Origin of the sequence: Phenylobacterium glaciei (genome assembly GCF_016772415.1) — a bacterium.
Lineage (GTDB): Bacteria > Pseudomonadota > Alphaproteobacteria > Caulobacterales > Caulobacteraceae > Phenylobacterium > Phenylobacterium glaciei.
The window spans coordinates 1,835,235-1,851,855 of record NZ_JAGSGD010000001.1; the positions used below are offsets into that span (position 1 = coordinate 1,835,235).

Here is a 16,621-nt window from a genome sequence, read left to right on the forward strand (position 1 = left end):
TCAGTCCGTCGCGCCTAGGCTGGCGCTGATGGATTCTCTCTTCGCTCCAGCGACGGCTCAAAATGTCTGACCAGACCTCTCAAGAACCGACAATGGAGGAGATCCTCGCCTCTATCCGCCGCATCATCTCAGAAGATGACGCGCCGGGGGCCGAGGCCGCGCCTGCTGAGGAGCCGGCGGAAGAGGTCGTCTCCGAAGAGATTCCTATCCCGCCCGAGGAGGAGCCCGAGGAGGATGACGGCGTCCTGGAGCTGACCGAGAGGGTCGAGACCCACGGCGACATCGACGTCTATGCCGCCGCCGCCCCCGAGCCGGCCTATACTCCGCCGCCCGCGCCTACCGCCTGGGCCGATGACGCGCCCGACGTTGGCCCCGGCGCCGGCCTGGTGGGCGATCCCGCCGCCGCCGCCGCCGCCGCCGCCTTCGGCCACCTGTCCTCGCAGATTCTGATGCCGCGCGACGGCCGCACCCTGGAAGACGTGGTGCGAGAACTGCTGCGCCCCCTGCTCAAGCAGTGGCTGGACGACAACCTGCCGCGCATCGTGCAGGACACCGTCCAGTCGGAAGTCGAGCGCATCGCGCGCGGCGGCCGAGTATAAATCCAATCCACTTCCATTGATCGTCATGGCCGGGCTTGTCCCGGCCATCCATGATCTCCATGGCGAAGACCGCATTATGCGGTTCCGCTTTGGCGATCTGGACGACGACGGAGATCATGGGTCCCCGGGACAAGCGCGGGGATGACGATTGTGGGGTTTGGGGAGTCGTAGATTTGCGACACCGGTCCTGCCCGTATATGCACCGCAGCCAGCATGCTTGAAAAAACCTTCGATCCGAAAACCGCCGAACCTCGCCTCTATGCGACGTGGGAGAGCTCGGGCGCGTTCGCCCCGATCTCGGACCCGGCCGCCGAGCCGTTCTCCATCGTGATCCCGCCGCCCAACGTGACGGGCTCGCTGCACATCGGGCATGCGCTGAACAACACCCTTCAGGACGTGCTGATCCGCTTCGAGCGCATGCGCGGCAAGGCGGCCCTGTGGCTGCCCGGCACCGACCACGCGGGCATCGCCACCCAGATGGTGGTGGAGCGCCAGCTGGCCGCCGCCGGCAACCAGAGCCGCCGCGACATGGGCCGCGAGGACTTCGTCGCCAAGGTCTGGGAATGGAAGGCTGAAAGCGGCGGGACCATCACCAACCAGCTGCGCCGCCTGGGCGCCTCCTGCGATTGGAGCCGCGAGCGCTTCACCCTGGACGAGGGCCTGAGCGCCGCCGTCCGCAAGGTGTTCGTCACCCTGCACAAGCAGAAGCTGATCTACCGCGACAAGCGGCTGGTGAACTGGGACCCGGCCCTGCAGACCGCCATCTCCGACCTTGAGGTCGAGCAGAAGGAGGTGGACGGTCACTTCTGGCACTTCGCCTATCCGCTGGAGGATGGCTCAGGCGAGATCGTCGTGGCGACCACCCGGCCCGAGACCATGCTGGGCGACACCGCCGTCGCGGTGCACCCCACAGACGAGCGCTACAAGCACCTGATCGGCAAGGCCGTGCACCTGCCGATCGTGGGCCGGCCGATCCCGATCATCGCCGACGAGTATGCCGACCCTGAAAAGGGCTCGGGCGCGGTGAAGATCACGCCGGCCCACGACTTCAACGACTTCCAGGTCGGCAAGCGCCACAATCTGCCGCAGATCAACATCCTGACCCCGGATGCGAAGATCAACGAGAACGGCCCCGCCGATTATCAGGGCCTGGACCGTTTCGTGGCCCGCAAGAAGGTGATCGCCGCCTTCGAGGAACTGGGGCTGCTGCGCGAGGTGGAGAAGACCCGCCATGCCGTCCCGCACGGGGATCGTTCAGGCTCCGTGGTCGAGCCCTACCTGACCGACCAGTGGTACGTCGACGCCAAGACCCTGGCCGGCCCCGCGATCAAGGCGGTGGAGGAGGGGCGCACCGTCCTCGAGCCCAAGACCTGGGAGAAGACCTACTACGAGTGGATGCGCAACATCGAGCCGTGGTGCGTCTCGCGCCAGCTCTGGTGGGGGCACCGCATCCCGGCCTGGTACGGGCCGCAGGGCAAGATCTTCGTCGAGGAGACCGAGGAGGCCGCCCGCGCCGCCGCGCGTGAGTTCTACGGCCGCGACGAACCCCTGAGCCAGGACGAAGACGTTCTGGACACCTGGTTCTCCTCGGGCCTGTGGCCCTTCTCCACCCTGGGCTGGCCGGAGGAGACCGCCGACCTGGCGCGCTTCTACCCCACCAACACCCTGGTGACCGGCTTCGACATCATCTTCTACTGGGTCGCCCGGATGATGATGATGGGCCTCCACTTCACGGGGCAGGTCCCGTTCAAGCGGGTGTTCTTCAACGCCCTGGTCCGGGACGCCTCGGGCGCCAAGATGTCCAAGTCCAAGGGCAATGTCATGGACCCGCTGGACCTGGTGGACCAGTACGGCGCCGACCCGCTGCGCTTCACCCTGACCGCCATGTCGGGGCAGGGTCGCGACATCAAGCTCTCGACTCAACGCATTGAGGGGTATCGGAATTTCGGCACCAAGCTGTGGAACGCCGCCAACTTCTGCCAGTTCAACGGATGCGTCCGTGCAGAGCGCTTTGACCCCGCGGCGGTGACCAACCCCCTGAACCGCTGGATCGTCGGCGAGACGCAGAAGACCGCTCAGGCGGTCACCGAGGCGATCGCCTCCTGCGGTTTCGACGGGGCGGCCAACGCGCTTTACCGCTTCATCTGGAACACCTACTGCGACTGGTACGTCGAGCTCTCCAAGCCCCTTCTGAAGGGCGAGGACGCGGCCGCCAAGGCCGAGACCCAGGCCACCGCCGCCTGGGCGCTCGACGTGATCCTGAAGCTGCTGCACCCGATCATGCCGTTCCTGACCGAGGAGCTGTGGTCCCAGACCGCCGACCTGGGCGCCGCGCGCGATGAAGGCATGCTGATCTCCGCCCAGTGGCCGGACCTGCCGGCCAGCCTGGTGGACCCCAAGTCCGAGGCCGAGATCGGCCTGATCGTGGCCGCCATCACCGAGGGCCGCTCCGTGCGGGCCGAGCTGAACGTGCCCGGTTCGGCGCGTCCGCCGCTGCTGGTGCTGGAGGCCACCGCCGCCCAGCGCGCCGTGCTGGAGGCCAATGGGGCCATCGTGGCCCAGCTGCTGCGGGCCTCTGAGGTGCAGATCGCCGACACCGCGCCGCAGGGGGCCATCCCCTTCGTGGTGCAGGGCGTCACCTTCGCCCTGCCGGTGGCCGAGTTCATCGATTTGGAGGCGGAGAAGGCGCGCCTGGCCAAGGAGATCGCCACCCACGCCAGCGACATGGCCCATGTGATGAAGAAGCTCGGCAACCCGGCCTTCGTCGCCAACGCCAAGGAGGAGGTGGTCGAGGAGAACCGCGAGCGCCTCGCCGAATCCGAAGCCGCCAAGATCAAGCTGGAAGGCGCGCTGGCGAGGCTGCAGGCGGTCGTCTGACCGCCTGTCGCGAGGGCGACATCCCAGCGGCATAAGCCTGTCGAATCTTCTGTGGAGCGTCCCATGTCCTCACCCCAGATCATCGCCGGCGCCACGGGCTACGGCGTCTGGCCGGCCAACTCCATCGAGGGGTTGCTTGGGTGCAACGCCGCGCCGCTGGACGGGGTGGAGATCGACGTCCACCTGACCGCCGACGGCCATGTGGTGGCCCACCACGACTATCGCATCGCCGCCGATCATAGCCGACTGGGCGGGGCGTTCCTCGACACTCCCGGACCGTTGCTGCGGGACGCCAGTCTGGCCGAGCTGAAGGCCTACGACCTGGGTCGCCCGAAGCCGGGCTCGTCCTATGCCCGGCGCTATCCGGACAGGCCGGGAATGGACGGCGTCTTCATGCCGACCCTGCCGGAGCTGCTGACCGCCCTGGCCCAGGCGCCCGGTCCCCGCCGCAAATTGTTCGTCGAGATCAAGACCGATCCGGCCGACTACCGGGAGTCCGCCGATCCCGTGGCCCTGCTGGACGCCGTGCTGCGCGACCTGCGCGCCGCCGACTGGACGGCCGCCAGCAAGATCATCGCCTTCGACTGGTCGGTGCTGCGCGATCTCGCGGCCAAGGCCCCTGACATGGCGACCGCCCATCTCACCGTGCCCGACGCCATGAAGCCCAAGGTCAGGCTGCTGGCCAATGGCGACTCTCCCTGGGTCGACGGCTGCGATCCCCGCCATCACGGCGGCTCGGAGTTGCGGGCCATCCAGGCCCATGGCGGCCGCGAATGGTCGCCGCACATCTCCGATATCACCCCCGAGCGGGTGGCCGAGGCCAAGGCCCTGGGCCTGGCCGTGGGCGTCTGGGGCGTGGCGACGGCGGAGGAGATCGCGGCGATGACGGACCTGGGCGTCGAGGCCCTGACCGTGTCGGGCCCCGCCTGGAGCAGCGCCCCTCAGGGGTGACGGCGTTCTCCCAACGGACGTTTGCGTCCGCCCTTAGGTTATGGTTGTTCACCTAGGACGACGCGGCGGGATCAAGCCGCGCACCTTAGTGGAGAAAGCTCATGACCCAGGATGCGACGCCGGCCGGCTGGCCCGCCATGTCCATCGCCCAGGCCAATGCCCTGATCACCGCGCCGGGCTCGGCGGCGGAGGTCGAGGAGGTGGTCATTCGCGGGATCAAGACCAAGACCTGGAAGAACCTGCCGCCCACCCTGCGCTCGGTCGTCGAGGCCGGCCGCATCCACGGCGACAAGGTGTTCCTGGTCTATGAGGACGAGCGGGTCACCTACGAGGCCTTCTACCGCGCGGTGGCCAGGTTCGCCCTGGAGCTCCAGGCCCAGGGCCTGAAGAAGGGCGACCGGGTCGCCATCATCATGCGCAACCTGCCGGAATGGCCGGTGGCCTTCTATGCGGCCGCCTCAATGGGCGCGATCGTCACCCCGCTGAACGCCTGGTGGACCGGGCCTGAGCTGGAATACGGCCTGACGGACTCGGGCTCCAGGTTCGCCATCCTGGACACCGGCAGCTACGGCCGCCTGGTGGAGCACCTGCCCAACTGCCCCGACCTGCAGCGCATCTATGTCAGCCGTGAGATCGACGAGATCGCCCATCCGCAGGTGACCAAGCTGGAGACCGTGATCGGCGCGGCCAACGACTGGATCAAGCTGCCCAACCAGCCGATCCCGCCCGCGGAGATCGACACCGACGACGACGCCACCATCTTCTACACCTCGGGCACCACCGGTAAGCCGAAGGGGGCGCTGGCCACCCACCGCGCGGTCAATTCCAACATCATGGCCGGCGCGGCTTCTGGCGCGCGCGCCTTCCTGCGCCGGGGCGAAACCGCGCCGGCGCCCGATCCCAGCGCGCCGCAGCGATCTTCGCTGATCTCGGTGCCGTTCTTCCACGCCACAGGCTGTTTCGCCGTGCTGAACCCGTCGCTGATCGGCGGCGCCAAGCTGGTGATGATGCACAAGTGGGACGTGATCCGCGCCTTCGAGCTGATCGAGCGCGAGAAGATTCAGTCGGCCGGCGGCGTGCCCACCATCGCCTGGCAACTGATCGAGCATCCCTTGCGCGAAAAGTACGACCTGTCGTCCCTGGAGAGCGTGGCCTATGGCGGCGCGCCCTCGGCGCCGGAACTGGTGCGCAAGATCAAGGAAACCTTCCCCAAGTCGGCCGCCGGCAATGGCTGGGGCATGACCGAGACCTGCGCCACGGTCACCACTCACGGCGCCGAGGACTACGCCAATCGCCCCGACAGCTGCGGTCCCGCCGTGCCGGTCAGCGAACTGCAGATTCGCGATCCCGCCGACGGCGTGACCGTGCTGACGCCCAACGTCGTGGGTGAGCTCTGGGCCAATGGCCCTCAGATCGTGAAGGGCTACTGGAACAAGCCCGAGGCTACCGCCCAGACCTTCGTTGATGGCTGGGTGCGCACCGGCGACCTGGCGCGGGTGGATGAGGAGGGCTTCTGCTTCATCATCGACCGGGCCAAGGACATGCTGATCCGCGGCGGTGAGAACATCTACTGCATCGAGGTCGAGAACGTCCTCTACGACCACCCTGCGGTGATGGACGCCGCCGTCGTCGGCATCGTCCACCGGACGCTCGGTGAGGAACCCGGCGCCGTGGTCACCCTCAAGCCCGGCGCGACCGCCACCGAGGCCGAACTGCGCGCCCACGTGGCCGAGCACCTGGCGGCCTTCAAGGTGCCGGTGAAGGTGAAGTTCTGGCATGAGACCCTGCCGCGCAACGCCAATGGCAAGATCCTCAAGAACGAGCTGAAGAAGCTGTTCGAAGAGGACGCGGCGACCGCCTGACTTGGCATGGGCTCTCAGCCGCTCATCCCGGCGAAGGCCGGGACCCAGGTCGTAGAGCGCCAGATCTCGCTGGCGGATCATGAGGCGACCTCTCCGGCAACTCGGAGCCTTATGATCTGGGCCCCGGCCTTCGCCGGGGTGAGCGGGTTTTTGTAGTGGCCAAGGTCCGCGCCGATCTGCTGCTGGTGACGCGCGGCTTGGCCGACAGCCGCGCCAAGGCCCAGGCGGCCATCGCCGCGGGCGGGGTCACTGCGGACGGCAAGGTCGTCGCCAAGGCCTCCGAAGCCCTGGAGGAGGACTGCGCGCTGACCGCCCAGGCGGCCCATCCCTATGTGGGGCGTGGCGCGCTGAAGCTGGTCCATGCCCTGGAACTGTGGCCGGTCGCGGTCGAAGGCCGTGTGGTGCTGGATGTCGGCGCCTCCACCGGCGGGTTCACCGAGGTCTGCCTGGAGCGTGGCGCGAGCCGGGTCTACGCGGTCGATGTGGGCCGAGGGCAGCTGCACCCCGAACTCGCCGCCGATCCCCGTGTCACGGTCCTGGAGGGCGTGGACGCCCGCACCCTGACCACCGAGCTGATCCCCGAGCCGCCGCAACTCGTGGTCTGCGACGCCAGCTTTATCGGCCTGGCCAAGGTGCTGCCGGCCGCCCTGGCCCTGGCCGCGCCGGACGCCGACCTCATCGCCCTGGTGAAGCCGCAGTTCGAGGTGGGGCCGGATCATGTGGGGAAGGGCGGCATCGTCCGCGATGCCCAGGCCCGGGCCCGCGCGCTCGCCGACGTCGCCAGCTTCCTGACCGCCTCGGGCTGGATCGTGCGCGACACCGCCGACAGCCCGATCCAGGGCGGCGACGGCAATTCCGAATACCTGCTGCACGCACGAAAAAGCCGCCCGGCATAACCGGACGGCTTCGTCGATCTCAGTCGCTCAGGTCTTAGTCGACGACCTGATAGCGGCCCTGGCCGTCCTGGCAGACGCGCACGAAGCGCTTCTGGACACGGCCGTCGGGCAGGTAGATCGGGCTTTCGGCCAGGGTGCAGCCATCGGCGCCGAGACCGCGTCGGGTCGAGACGTTGTAGCTGTTGCCACGCCGGTCATAGGCCTGCTCGTTGTAGTATCCCGTGCGGTCGTAGTCGTAGGTGCGGTCGGCATAACCATTGTCGTAGTTGCTGCCGCCGTAGTAGCCGGTGGACTGGCCATAGTAGCCGTTGGACCCGCCGTAGTAGCCGCCGTTGGAGCCGTACTGGCTGTTCCCGTAGTAGCCGCTCTGGCGGTTGGAAGTGCAGGCCGCGGAGTCCTTGCCGATCTTGGAGCCGGCCACAGCGCCCACCAGGCCGCCCAGCACCGCGCCCTCGGTCCGCGCATTGCGGGCCGCCACGTTGGAGCCGATGGCGGCGCCGGCGAGCGCGCCGATCAGGCCGCCGGTGGTGCTGCGGTTGGAGGAGGACCGGCGGCAGGGATCGTAATAGCCATTGCCGTAGCCCTGGCCGTAGCCCTGGCTATAGCTCTGGCCGTAGTAGCCGGACTGGGCCGAGGCGAAGCTCGGGATCGCGGCGGCGGCGCTGAGCGCCATGATGCCGGCGACACCGGCCAGGGCGGACTTGGCGAAGATCTTGGTCATTGGAATGGTCCCCCTCAGGGATTTGATGAAAGGTCAGTGCTTGCTCTTACGAGCGGCCGCTCGGCCGCCAGACGCCATCGCGCCCACGGCAAACTTCGAAACTGTGGTCCCGGCCGCCATAGGACTCGCTGACCCACTGGCAGTTGTTGCGGCTGTAGGACGATTGGGCGACGCGACGGGGATAGCCCTTGCAGTTGATGCGATTGCGGCCGACCTGGTTGCCGGCGGCCGCGCCGACCACGCCGCCGAGCACGGCGCCTTCGGTCTTGGCGCCATGGCCGGCGACCTGCGAGCCCAACACGGCGCCCAGGACACCACCGACAATCGCGCCCTTGTGGCCGGAGTCACGGCGGGCCTCACGGCAGATGTCGCCCGAGCCGTACGACCGGGTGGATTGCGCCGCGGCGAACTGCGGTACCGCCAGGCTGGTGGCCAGGACGGCGGCGGCGGCGGCGATGGCGAACGTACGCTTCATGGTCTTTTCCTTCGTAGGCTCCGGCGGCGCCGGGGCCCCGCTTTCGGAGATGAGGTTTGACGGATCGAACCTGAACGGGTCTTGAACAGACACAAACGACCGTTCTCCCGACTCCCGGTGCGTATGGTGAAGCTACCATCCGACCCCAAACCGTAAATGATCCCTGTCATGCGAAGTTCCAACCGCCGCCCCGAACCCCCCAAGCCGTCGGGTCCGCCTGTCGAGGTGGTGATCGAAACCATTGGCGGGGAGGGCGACGGCGTCGCGCCGGGGCCGATCTACGTGCCCTTCACCCTGCCCGGCGAGACTGTGCGCGCCACGGGTGGCGGCGAGCGCCGGGAGCTGGACGCCGTGCTGGTCGCCAGCCCTGATCGGGTGACGCCCCCCTGTCCGCACTTCGGCGTCTGCGGCGGCTGCGCGCTGCAGCACTGGGACCACCGCGCCTATCTCGACTGGAAAGTTGATCGGCTGCGCAAGACCCTGGCCCTGCAGCGCATCGAGACTGAGCTCCTGGCGCCCTTCGCCGCACCGCCGGCGTCGCGCCGCCGGGTGGCCCTGCACGCCCGGCCAGGCTCCCGTGGACAGGCCCGCCTGGGCTACAAGGGCCGCAAGTCCTGGGATGTCATCGACATCTCCGTCTGCCCCATCGCCGATCCGAAGATCGAGGCCGCCCTGCCGGCCCTGCGCCGCCTGGCCGCGCCGCTGCTACAGCACCCGAAGTCGGCGCCCACCCTGCACGTCACCGTCACCTCCGAAGGCCTCGACATCGAGATCACCGGGGTGGAGCGCAAGAGCGGCGGCGGTCTTTCCGCCGACGCCCGCATGCAGCTGGGCCAGATCGCCTCAGAGGTCGACTTCGCCCGCGTGACCATGGACGGCGAGGTGCAGTATGGCGCGCGCCAGCCCCTGGTCCGCGTGGGACCCGCCATCGTCGCCCTGCCGGCCGGGGCTTTCCTGCAGGCTGTGCCCGCCGCCGAGGCGGCCATGGCCGCCTTCGCGGTGGCGCAGGCCGACGGCGCCGAACGGATCGCCGACCTCTATTGCGGCGTGGGCACCTTCACCTTCCGCCTGGCGCAGATCGCTCCCGTCTATGCCGCCGATGGCCATGCGCCGGCCATCCGGGCACTGAGCTCGGCCATCGCCACCGCGCCGGGGCTGAAGGGCATCACCGCCGAGACGCGGGATCTGGCGCGCCGGCCGGTCCTGGCGGTGGAGTTCAAGAAGATCGACACCGTGCTGTTCGACCCGCCACGCGCCGGAGCCCTGGAGCAGACCGCCGAGATCGCGGCCTCCAGCGTCTCCAAGGTGATCGGCGTTTCCTGCAACCCGGCCACCTTCGCCCGCGACGCCCGGGTGCTGATCGATGCGGGCTTCAGCCTGGACCGCGTCCTGCCGGTGGATCAGTTCCTCTGGTCGCCCCACGTCGAGCTGGTGGGGGTCTTCACGCGCTAGCTGAACAGGTCACCCTGGTCGCCCGCCCTGGCGGGGACCTTGAACTTGTCGAGGTCCAGCCCGTCGAAGGAGAAGTCCAGGCCGTAGCGTTTGCGGGCGGCCTGGAAGCGCACCCGCATGAGGTCGGCCAGCGGCCCCTGGCCCTTCATCCGGGTCGCCCAATCGGCGTCGTAGTCCTTGCCGCCGCGCATCTGGCGCACCAGGGACATGACGCGGCTGGCCCGGTCGGGATGGTCGGTGGCCAACCATTCCCGGAACAGGTCCTTGATCTCCAGGGGCAGGCGCAGGGCGACATAGCCCGCGCCCTTCGCGCCGGCCTGACCCGCGCGCTCCAGCACCGCCTCCATCTCGTGGTCGTTGAGGCCGGGGATGGCCGGCGCGAACATGACGATCACCGGCACCCCGGCGTCGGCCAGCCCCTTGATGGCGGCGATCCGCTTCTCGGGCGTGGCGGCGCGGGGCTCCATGCTGCGGGCCAGCTTGCGGTCCAAGGTGGTGACCGAGATCGCCACCCGCACCAGATTGGCCTGCGCCAACGGCGCCAGCAGGTCCAGGTCGCGCAGGATCAGGGCCGACTTGGTGATGATCGAGAACGGATGCTGGAACCGCGCCATAACCTCGATGATCGACCGGGTGATGCGCAGGGTGCGTTCCTGCGGCTGGTAGGGATCGGTGTTGCCACCGATGTGGATGGCGATGGGTTGGTAGCGCGGCTTGGACAGCTCGGCCTCAAGAAGGCTCGCCGCCTCCGGCTTGAAGAACAGCTTGCTCTCGAAATCCAGGCCCGGCGACAGGCCCATATAGGCGTGGGCCGGCCGGGCGTAGCAGTAGATGCAGCCGTGCTCGCAGCCCCGATAGGGATTGATCGACCGGCTGAAACCGACGTCGGGGCTGGTGTTCCTGGAGATGATCACCCGGGCCTTTTCGGCGGTCAGGGTGGTCTTCAGCTTCACGGGGTCGACGTCGTCGGGGGTCCAGCCGTCGTCAAAGGCCTCGCGGGCCTGGGCCTCGTATCGGCCCGAGGCGTTGGTGCGCGCGCCGCGTCCGCGGACCTGCGGGGGAGGGTGGACCTGCTGGGTGAAGGTGGACATGGCCTCATCCAAGCGCACGCGGTAGAACAAAACAAGAACTATTCACGAGCTGGCGGCGCCAGGCGGCGGCGACGGCTTGACCACCGCGCCCGACGCATCGCTTTTGGCGCCATGCTCAGCGTGATCATCCCGACCTTCAATTCGTCGACGCACCTGCAGGACCTGCTGCCGGTCCTGGTGCCGGCGGCGGTGGACGGGCTGGTGCGCGAGGTGATGGCGGCCGATGAGGGCTCCACCGATCCCACCCTGATGATCTGCGACGACGCGGGCGTGGAGGTGGTCACCGACGGGATCGCCTCGGCCATGAAGCGCGCCAAGCAGGACTGGATCCTGCTGCTGCCGCCAGAGATCCGCCTGACCCACGACTGGGCCGAGCGGGTGGCTCGTGGGATCAAGCAGGGGCGGTCGGCGGGGCTGAAAGGGCAGAGCGACGGCGGCTGGCTGATAGACCGGCTGAAGCCCAGCCCCTGGGGCCTGCTGGTGCGCAAGAGCGAGCTGGGCAACTTGGCGCCGAACGCCGACCTCGCGGGCCTGCGCCGCCAGTTCGGGCGGCTGGCGACCCTGAAGTAACTAGCGCGCCGTCCAGAGGTTGTCGGCGGCGGCCTGCAGGTCCCCGGTGACGCCGCGCCGCGCCAGCGACAGGCCGTCCAGCTCCACCTTGGCCTTGCGCAGGGTGCGGGCGTGCAGGCTGTAGCCCACCTGATAGACGGCCCGGTCGGTCTTGGTCTGGCCGTCCTCGATGAAGACGGTGAGCACCCCCACCGGCACGCGGCCCTCCTTGGTCCTGGCCTTGCGCAGGCCGTCCTCGATCCAGCTCACCTCCAGGCGCGGATTACCGGTGGTCTCGACGCTGGCGGCGCGGATATCCTTGGGGAACCAGATGGTCTGGGTCTGGATCACCTGTTCGTCGCGCAGGGACGACAGCCGGATGCGGTCGCCCGAACCCTCCGGCGCGCCGGTCATCAGGAAGGCTTGCTTCAGGGTGTTGGCGCGGGCCTCGACCTGGCGTTCGCGGGCGGCCAGGGCCTTCTCGCGCGCTTCCTGGGTGCGCTCGCGGTGGCTGTCCCAATAGCCGAGGACGGCCACCACCACCGCCACCACGCCGACGATCTCGGCCAGGGTCAGGAAGCGCAGGGGCAGGCGTTTGCGGGGGGCGTCGCTCAAGTCGGTCTCCGTGGACGTGTCGGCGTTGGCCGCGTCGCACAGAGCTAGTCGTAGATTGAGGACGAAGCGAGGCCTTAGCCGCGCTTGCCGCGCTTGGCCTTCTTGTCGGTCTTGGCCGGGACCTTGGCGGCGGCGTCCTCATCGTCGGAGGCGTCGGCCTTGATCAGGGTCGGGGCGGGCTGTGGCGCGTCCCAGCGGGCGTCGATGTACTTCTCGCCGGTGGCGAGCGCGTCGAGGGTGCGCGACTCCTGGCCGAACTTCTTCTGATAGGTCCAGTAGGCGGCCATGACGCGTTCGACGTAGTTGCGGGTCTCCAGCGCCGGCATGCACTCGATGACCATCAGGCTCTCGTCGTCGTCGCCCAGCATCTGGGCGGTCTTCTGCAGGGTGCCAGGTCCGCCGTTATAGGCCGCCACGGTGCGCAGGATGTCGTAGCCGACCCCTTCGCCCATCAGCCAGCCGAGATAGTCCTGGCCGACCTTGAGGTTGAAGCCGGGGTCGAACAGCGGGCTCATGTCGTCGCGCAGCCGGGCGTTGCCGGTGGCGTGGGCCGCGGCGTCGGGCATCAGCTGCATCAGGCCCACGGCGCCGGCGGGCGAGACCACGCCCGGATTGAACCGACTCTCCTGGCGCACTATGGCGTAGACTAGGGCCTTGCTGACCTTGAAGCCCTCGCGGGGGTTCAGGTTCGGGGTCGGATAGTCAGGCTCGCCCCGGCGGCGGGCGGGTCCGGCGGCGGCCATGTCCTGGGCCAGGCCCTCATTGATCACGGCGGCCAGCTTCATCCAGTGGTCACGGTCCTGGGCGGTCGCAGCCAGCGCCAGGCCTGCGCGCAGCTCCTGGGCGGCTTCCGGCACGCGGCCGATCTGGGCCAGGGCGGCGGCGCGGTGCGCGCGGACGTCGTCGCGCATCATGCGGGTCACGTCGGCGGTGGGGCCGCCATAGGAGGCCTTGATGACGTTGCGGGCGCGGGGCTGGTAGGCCTGGGCCTCTGACAGCGGCAGGGCGGGGCCCAGGCCACGCAGGGCCACCTGGCGCTCGGCGATCATGCCGTAGAACGTCTGGGGCGAACCGGCCGCCTGGCGCAGGTAGGTCGCCGCCCGGTCGGGATTTCCGCCGGCCTCGGCCGCGCGGGCCGCCCAATAGGCGCCGCCGGCCCGGACCCAGATGTCTTCCTCGGTGTCTTGGGCCAGCTTCGAGAGTTCCGCCTCGGCCTGGTCGTAGCGGCGGAGGCGGTAGGCGGCCATGCCGGCGATCCAGCGCTCGCCCACGGCGCGGGCCAGGTCGAGGGCGCGCTTGGAGTCGCCGGAATAGAAGGCCTCGCGGGCCAGGCGGGCGTTGTCGGCGTCGAAGGGGCCGCCGGAGCCGGGCGCCACCAGCTCGATCTTGCTCCAGTCGGTCCCGATCAGGCCGGGCACGGTGGGGGCGGCGAGGTCGGGCGTCTTGCGCTTGCTGGCCAGGGTATAGATGCGCTCGGCCACCGGGAGGTCGGCATAGCGCGACAGCCAGCCCGACAGCTCGTCGAAGTTCGACTTGTGCGCCGTCGGGTGCATCAGGCCGCGATAGGTGATGTAGCCGGAGAGCGAGGGGTCGCTGATCTCCAGGGTCTGCATGGTGGCGTCGATGAAGTCGCCGCGATCGACGGACTCGAAGGCCCGGGCGTAGCTCTGGGCGTCGGCGGGCGTCAGCACTTGCGGGCTGCCGGCCAGCGCCTTTCCCGCGATCGTGGCGCAGATCAGGGCCAGGGCCGCGATCCGCACGCGCTTGGTCTGCGTCATGCCCACTTTCACACCGCCGCGTCTTCGCTGGTCTGGCGTGACCCTATTTCTCAATGACCGGAGACGTTTAGAACCCTTATTGATGAAGAGAAAGTGCGTTCGCGTCGCAGGAGGTCCGGTTAAGGACGTTCTGGCCGATTCAGGCGTTCGGTGAGCGTCAGCAAGTCACTCCACGCCTTTTTCTTGGCCCCCGGCTGCCGCAGCAGGAAAGCCGGGTGCAGGGTGGGCATGGCCGGCAGCTCGACGGCCCCGTCCTCTGATTTCCATTCGAACCAGCGCCCGCGCAGAGACAGGATGCCTTCCTCGCGCTTCAGCATGGCCTTCGAAGACGGCCCGCCCACCAGCAGCAGCATGCGCGGCTTCAGCAGCTGGATGGCGCGCTCCAGGAAGGGCGCGCAGACTCGTTGCTCGCCCGGCGACGGGTTGCGGTTGCCCGGCGGACGCCAGAACACCGAGTTGGTGATGAACACCTGGTCGGTGAGGCCGGCGGCGGCGAACATCCTGTCGAGAAGCTGCCCGGCCCGGCCGACGAAGGGCGCGCCCTGAGCGTCCTCTTCCTGGCCCGGACCTTCGCCGATCACCATCAGGGGGGCGGTGATTGAGCCGCGATAGAAGACTGACTGGCGCGCCGCGCCCTCGAACTTCAGCGGACAGCCGTCGAAGGCCTCGATGGCGGCCTTCAGAGCCTCCAGGGTAGGCGCGGCGGCGGCCAGGCGCCTGGCTTCGGCGACGGCCTGGGACACGTCGGGGCCAGCAGCGGGGGCAGCGCGGATCGCGATCGGCGCGGCTGCCGGCTTCTCCGGCAGACGGATCGGGGCGATCTTGCCGGCCTCGATGCGGTCGAAGGGCTCGTCCAGCAGCATGGCGTCGACGCCGGCCTCGGCCCAGAAGGCGAGCAGGCTTTCGGCGGCGATGTCACGCGAGGCGGGGTTCATGCGTCCTTGTAATCGTTGTTGCGACGGAGTTCACCCTTGACCGGCGACCGGCAAGCTTCCGATAAGTCGGCGAACGGATCAACGCCGCGTGGCGCAAGGGGAGGGGACCCCCTGACGCGCGGCCCAGAGGAGCTACGGGGATCATGAGCGACGTCATCGAACGCGAGGCCATGGAGTACGACGTGGTGATCGTCGGCGCCGGCCCCTCGGGCCTGTCGGCCGCCATCCGCCTCAAGCAGCTGGCCGAAGCCGCGGGCACGGAAATCACCGTCGCGGTCCTGGAAAAGGGCTCCGAGGTCGGCGCCCACATCCTGTCGGGCGCGGTGATCGATCCCAAGGCTATGGACGAACTTTTCCCGGACTGGAGGCAGGGCGACGCGCCGCTCGAAACGCCGGTGACCAAAGACCGGTTCCTGATCCTGGGTCCGCAGGGCGAATTGTCGCTGCCGATGTTCGCCCTGCCGCCGTTCATGCACAATCACGGCTGCTATATCGCCTCGCTTGGTAATGTCTGCCGCTGGCTGGCGGGCAAGGCCGAGGAACTGGGCGTAGAAATCTATCCGGGCTTCGCCGCTTCCGAGATGGTCTGGAACGACGACGGTTCGCTGAAGGGCGTCGTCGTGGGCGTGGTCGGCATCGGCAAGGACGGCCAGCCCACCGCCGACTATCAGCCCGGCATGGAACTGCACGGCAAGTACGTGTTCATGGCCGAGGGCGTGCGCGGCTCCCTGAGCAAGCAACTGATCGCAAGGTTTGCCCTGTCGGTCGGTAAGTCGCCGCAGAAATACGGGATCGGCATCAAGGAACTGTGGCAGGTGCCGCCCGAGAAGCATCAGCCGGGCCTGGCCGAGCACACCACCGGTTGGCCGCTGGACGACAAGACCGGCGGCGGCAGCTTCATGTACCACTTCGGCGATAACTACGTGTCGATCGGCTATGTGACGCACCTGAACTACAAGAACCCTTGGCTATCGCCGTTCGACGAGTTCCAGCGGTTCAAGCACCACCCGTCGGTCAAGCCGCATCTCGAGGGCGGACGCCGCATCTCGTACGGCGCGCGGGCCATCACCGAGGGCGGCTATCAGTCGATCCCCAAACTGACCTTCCCCGGCGGCGCGCTGATCGGCTGCTCGGCCGGTTTCGTCAACGTGCCGCGCATCAAGGGCAGCCACAACGCCATGAAGACCGGCATGATGGCCGCCGAGGAGGCCTTCAAGGCCCTGGCCGCGGGCCGCGCCGGCGACGAACTGGTCGAGTATCAGGCCGCTTTCGACAACAGTTGGGTCGCCAAGGAGCTGAAGGTTGTTCGCAACGCCAAGCCGCTGTTAGGCAAGCTGGGCACCTTCTTCGGCGGCGCGGTCGGCATGTTCGACATGTGGGTCACCCATCTGACCGGCGGGTTCTCGTTCTTCGGCACGCTCAAGCACGACAAGACCGACGCCGAGTCGACCGGCCTGGCCAAGGACTACAAGCCGATCGTCTATCCCAAGCCCGACAACGTGTTCAGCTTCGACAAGCTGTCGAGCGTGTTCCTGTCGGCCACGAACCACGACGAGAACCAGCCGGCCCACCTGAAGCTGAAGGACCCGACGGTTCCGATCGACGTGAACCTGCCTCGCTTCGGCGAGCCCGCGCGGCTCTACTGCCCGGCGGGCGTCTACGAGGTGCTCTACGACGAGGCCGGCCAGAACCCGAAGTTCCAGATCAACTTCCAGAACTGCGTCCACTGCAAGACCTGCGATATCAAGGACCCGTCGCAGAACATCAACTGGACGACGCCGCAGGGCGGAGACGGGCCGAACTACCCGAATATGTAGGGC

14 protein-coding genes are annotated in these 16,621 nt (G+C 68.4%); 8 read left to right on the plus strand and 6 right to left on the minus strand.

What is annotated here, in order from left to right; genetic code table 11:
• The first annotated feature begins 62 nt into the window (after window positions 1-62).
• The 5 genes from JKL49_RS08880 (at window position 63) to JKL49_RS08900 (ending at window position 7,185) form a co-directional block, all read left to right on the plus strand.
• On the plus strand, window positions 63-599 hold the full coding sequence (locus tag JKL49_RS08880; protein ID WP_215339848.1) for a DUF2497 domain-containing protein: 537 nt from the start codon (window positions 63-65) through the stop codon (window positions 597-599).
• Between the two features lie 213 nt (window positions 600-812).
• The gene (locus JKL49_RS08885) at window positions 813-3,476 is read left to right on the plus strand and encodes a valine--tRNA ligase (protein WP_215339849.1); all 2,664 of its coding nucleotides are present in this window, start codon (window positions 813-815) and stop codon (window positions 3,474-3,476) included.
• Window positions 3,477-3,539: 63 nt separating this feature from the next.
• On the plus strand, window positions 3,540-4,427 hold the full coding sequence (locus JKL49_RS08890; protein WP_215339850.1) for a glycerophosphodiester phosphodiesterase family protein: 888 nt from the start codon (window positions 3,540-3,542) through the stop codon (window positions 4,425-4,427).
• Window positions 4,428-4,528: 101 nt separating this feature from the next.
• A complete protein-coding gene (locus tag JKL49_RS08895) occupies window positions 4,529-6,289 on the plus strand; it encodes a class I adenylate-forming enzyme family protein (protein ID WP_215339851.1) in 1,761 nt (586 codons plus the stop codon).
• A gap of 155 nt (window positions 6,290-6,444) precedes the next feature.
• Window positions 6,445-7,185 carry a TlyA family RNA methyltransferase gene (locus JKL49_RS08900; protein ID WP_215339852.1) on the plus strand — a complete coding sequence of 247 codons (741 nt, stop codon included), beginning with the start codon at window positions 6,445-6,447 and terminating at the stop codon, window positions 7,183-7,185.
• A 34-nt stretch (window positions 7,186-7,219) separates the two neighbouring features.
• Here the strand turns inward: JKL49_RS08900 and JKL49_RS08905 are convergent, their stop codons facing one another.
• Window positions 7,220-7,906 (minus strand): glycine zipper 2TM domain-containing protein, encoded by a 687-nt coding sequence (locus tag JKL49_RS08905; RefSeq protein WP_215339853.1) that lies wholly within the window; start codon window positions 7,904-7,906, stop codon window positions 7,220-7,222.
• 46 nt (window positions 7,907-7,952) lie between these two features.
• Window positions 7,953-8,381, minus strand: coding sequence for a glycine zipper 2TM domain-containing protein (locus JKL49_RS08910; protein ID WP_215339854.1), 429 nt, complete (start codon window positions 8,379-8,381; stop codon window positions 7,953-7,955).
• 168 nt (window positions 8,382-8,549) lie between these two features.
• Here JKL49_RS08910 and JKL49_RS08915 point away from each other — a divergent pair, with 168 nt between their 5' ends.
• Window positions 8,550-9,833, plus strand: coding sequence for a class I SAM-dependent RNA methyltransferase (locus tag JKL49_RS08915; protein ID WP_215339855.1), 1,284 nt, complete (start codon window positions 8,550-8,552; stop codon window positions 9,831-9,833).
• On the opposite strand, the gene JKL49_RS08920 is transcribed toward JKL49_RS08915, so the two are convergent.
• Entirely contained in the window at window positions 9,830-10,924 is a 1,095-nt protein-coding gene (locus tag JKL49_RS08920; RefSeq protein WP_215339856.1) for a PA0069 family radical SAM protein, read from the minus strand. The genes JKL49_RS08915 and JKL49_RS08920 overlap by 4 nt on opposite strands.
• A 111-nt stretch (window positions 10,925-11,035) precedes the next feature.
• On the opposite strand from JKL49_RS08920, the gene JKL49_RS08925 reads away from it, so the two are divergent.
• Complete coding sequence (locus JKL49_RS08925) at window positions 11,036-11,494, plus strand: glycosyltransferase family protein (RefSeq protein ID WP_215339857.1); 459 nt, start codon at window positions 11,036-11,038, stop codon at window positions 11,492-11,494.
• Here JKL49_RS08925 and JKL49_RS08930 read toward each other — a convergent pair whose 3' ends face one another.
• The 3 genes from JKL49_RS08930 to JKL49_RS08940 form a co-directional block, all read right to left on the minus strand.
• Window positions 11,495-12,088, minus strand: coding sequence for a hypothetical protein (locus JKL49_RS08930; RefSeq protein ID WP_215339858.1), 594 nt, complete (start codon window positions 12,086-12,088; stop codon window positions 11,495-11,497). It lies immediately after the preceding gene.
• 74 nt (window positions 12,089-12,162) lie between these two features.
• The gene (locus JKL49_RS08935; RefSeq protein WP_215339859.1) at window positions 12,163-13,866 is read right to left on the minus strand and encodes a lytic transglycosylase domain-containing protein; all 1,704 of its coding nucleotides are present in this window, start codon (window positions 13,864-13,866) and stop codon (window positions 12,163-12,165) included.
• 119 nt (window positions 13,867-13,985) lie between these two features.
• Window positions 13,986-14,801, minus strand: coding sequence for a uracil-DNA glycosylase (locus JKL49_RS08940; protein ID WP_215339860.1), 816 nt, complete (start codon window positions 14,799-14,801; stop codon window positions 13,986-13,988).
• Window positions 14,802-14,944: 143 nt separating this feature from the next.
• On the opposite strand from JKL49_RS08940, the gene JKL49_RS08945 reads away from it, so the two are divergent.
• Entirely contained in the window at window positions 14,945-16,618 is a 1,674-nt protein-coding gene (locus JKL49_RS08945; protein WP_215339861.1) for an electron transfer flavoprotein-ubiquinone oxidoreductase, read from the plus strand.
• Window positions 16,619-16,621 lie beyond the last annotated feature (3 nt).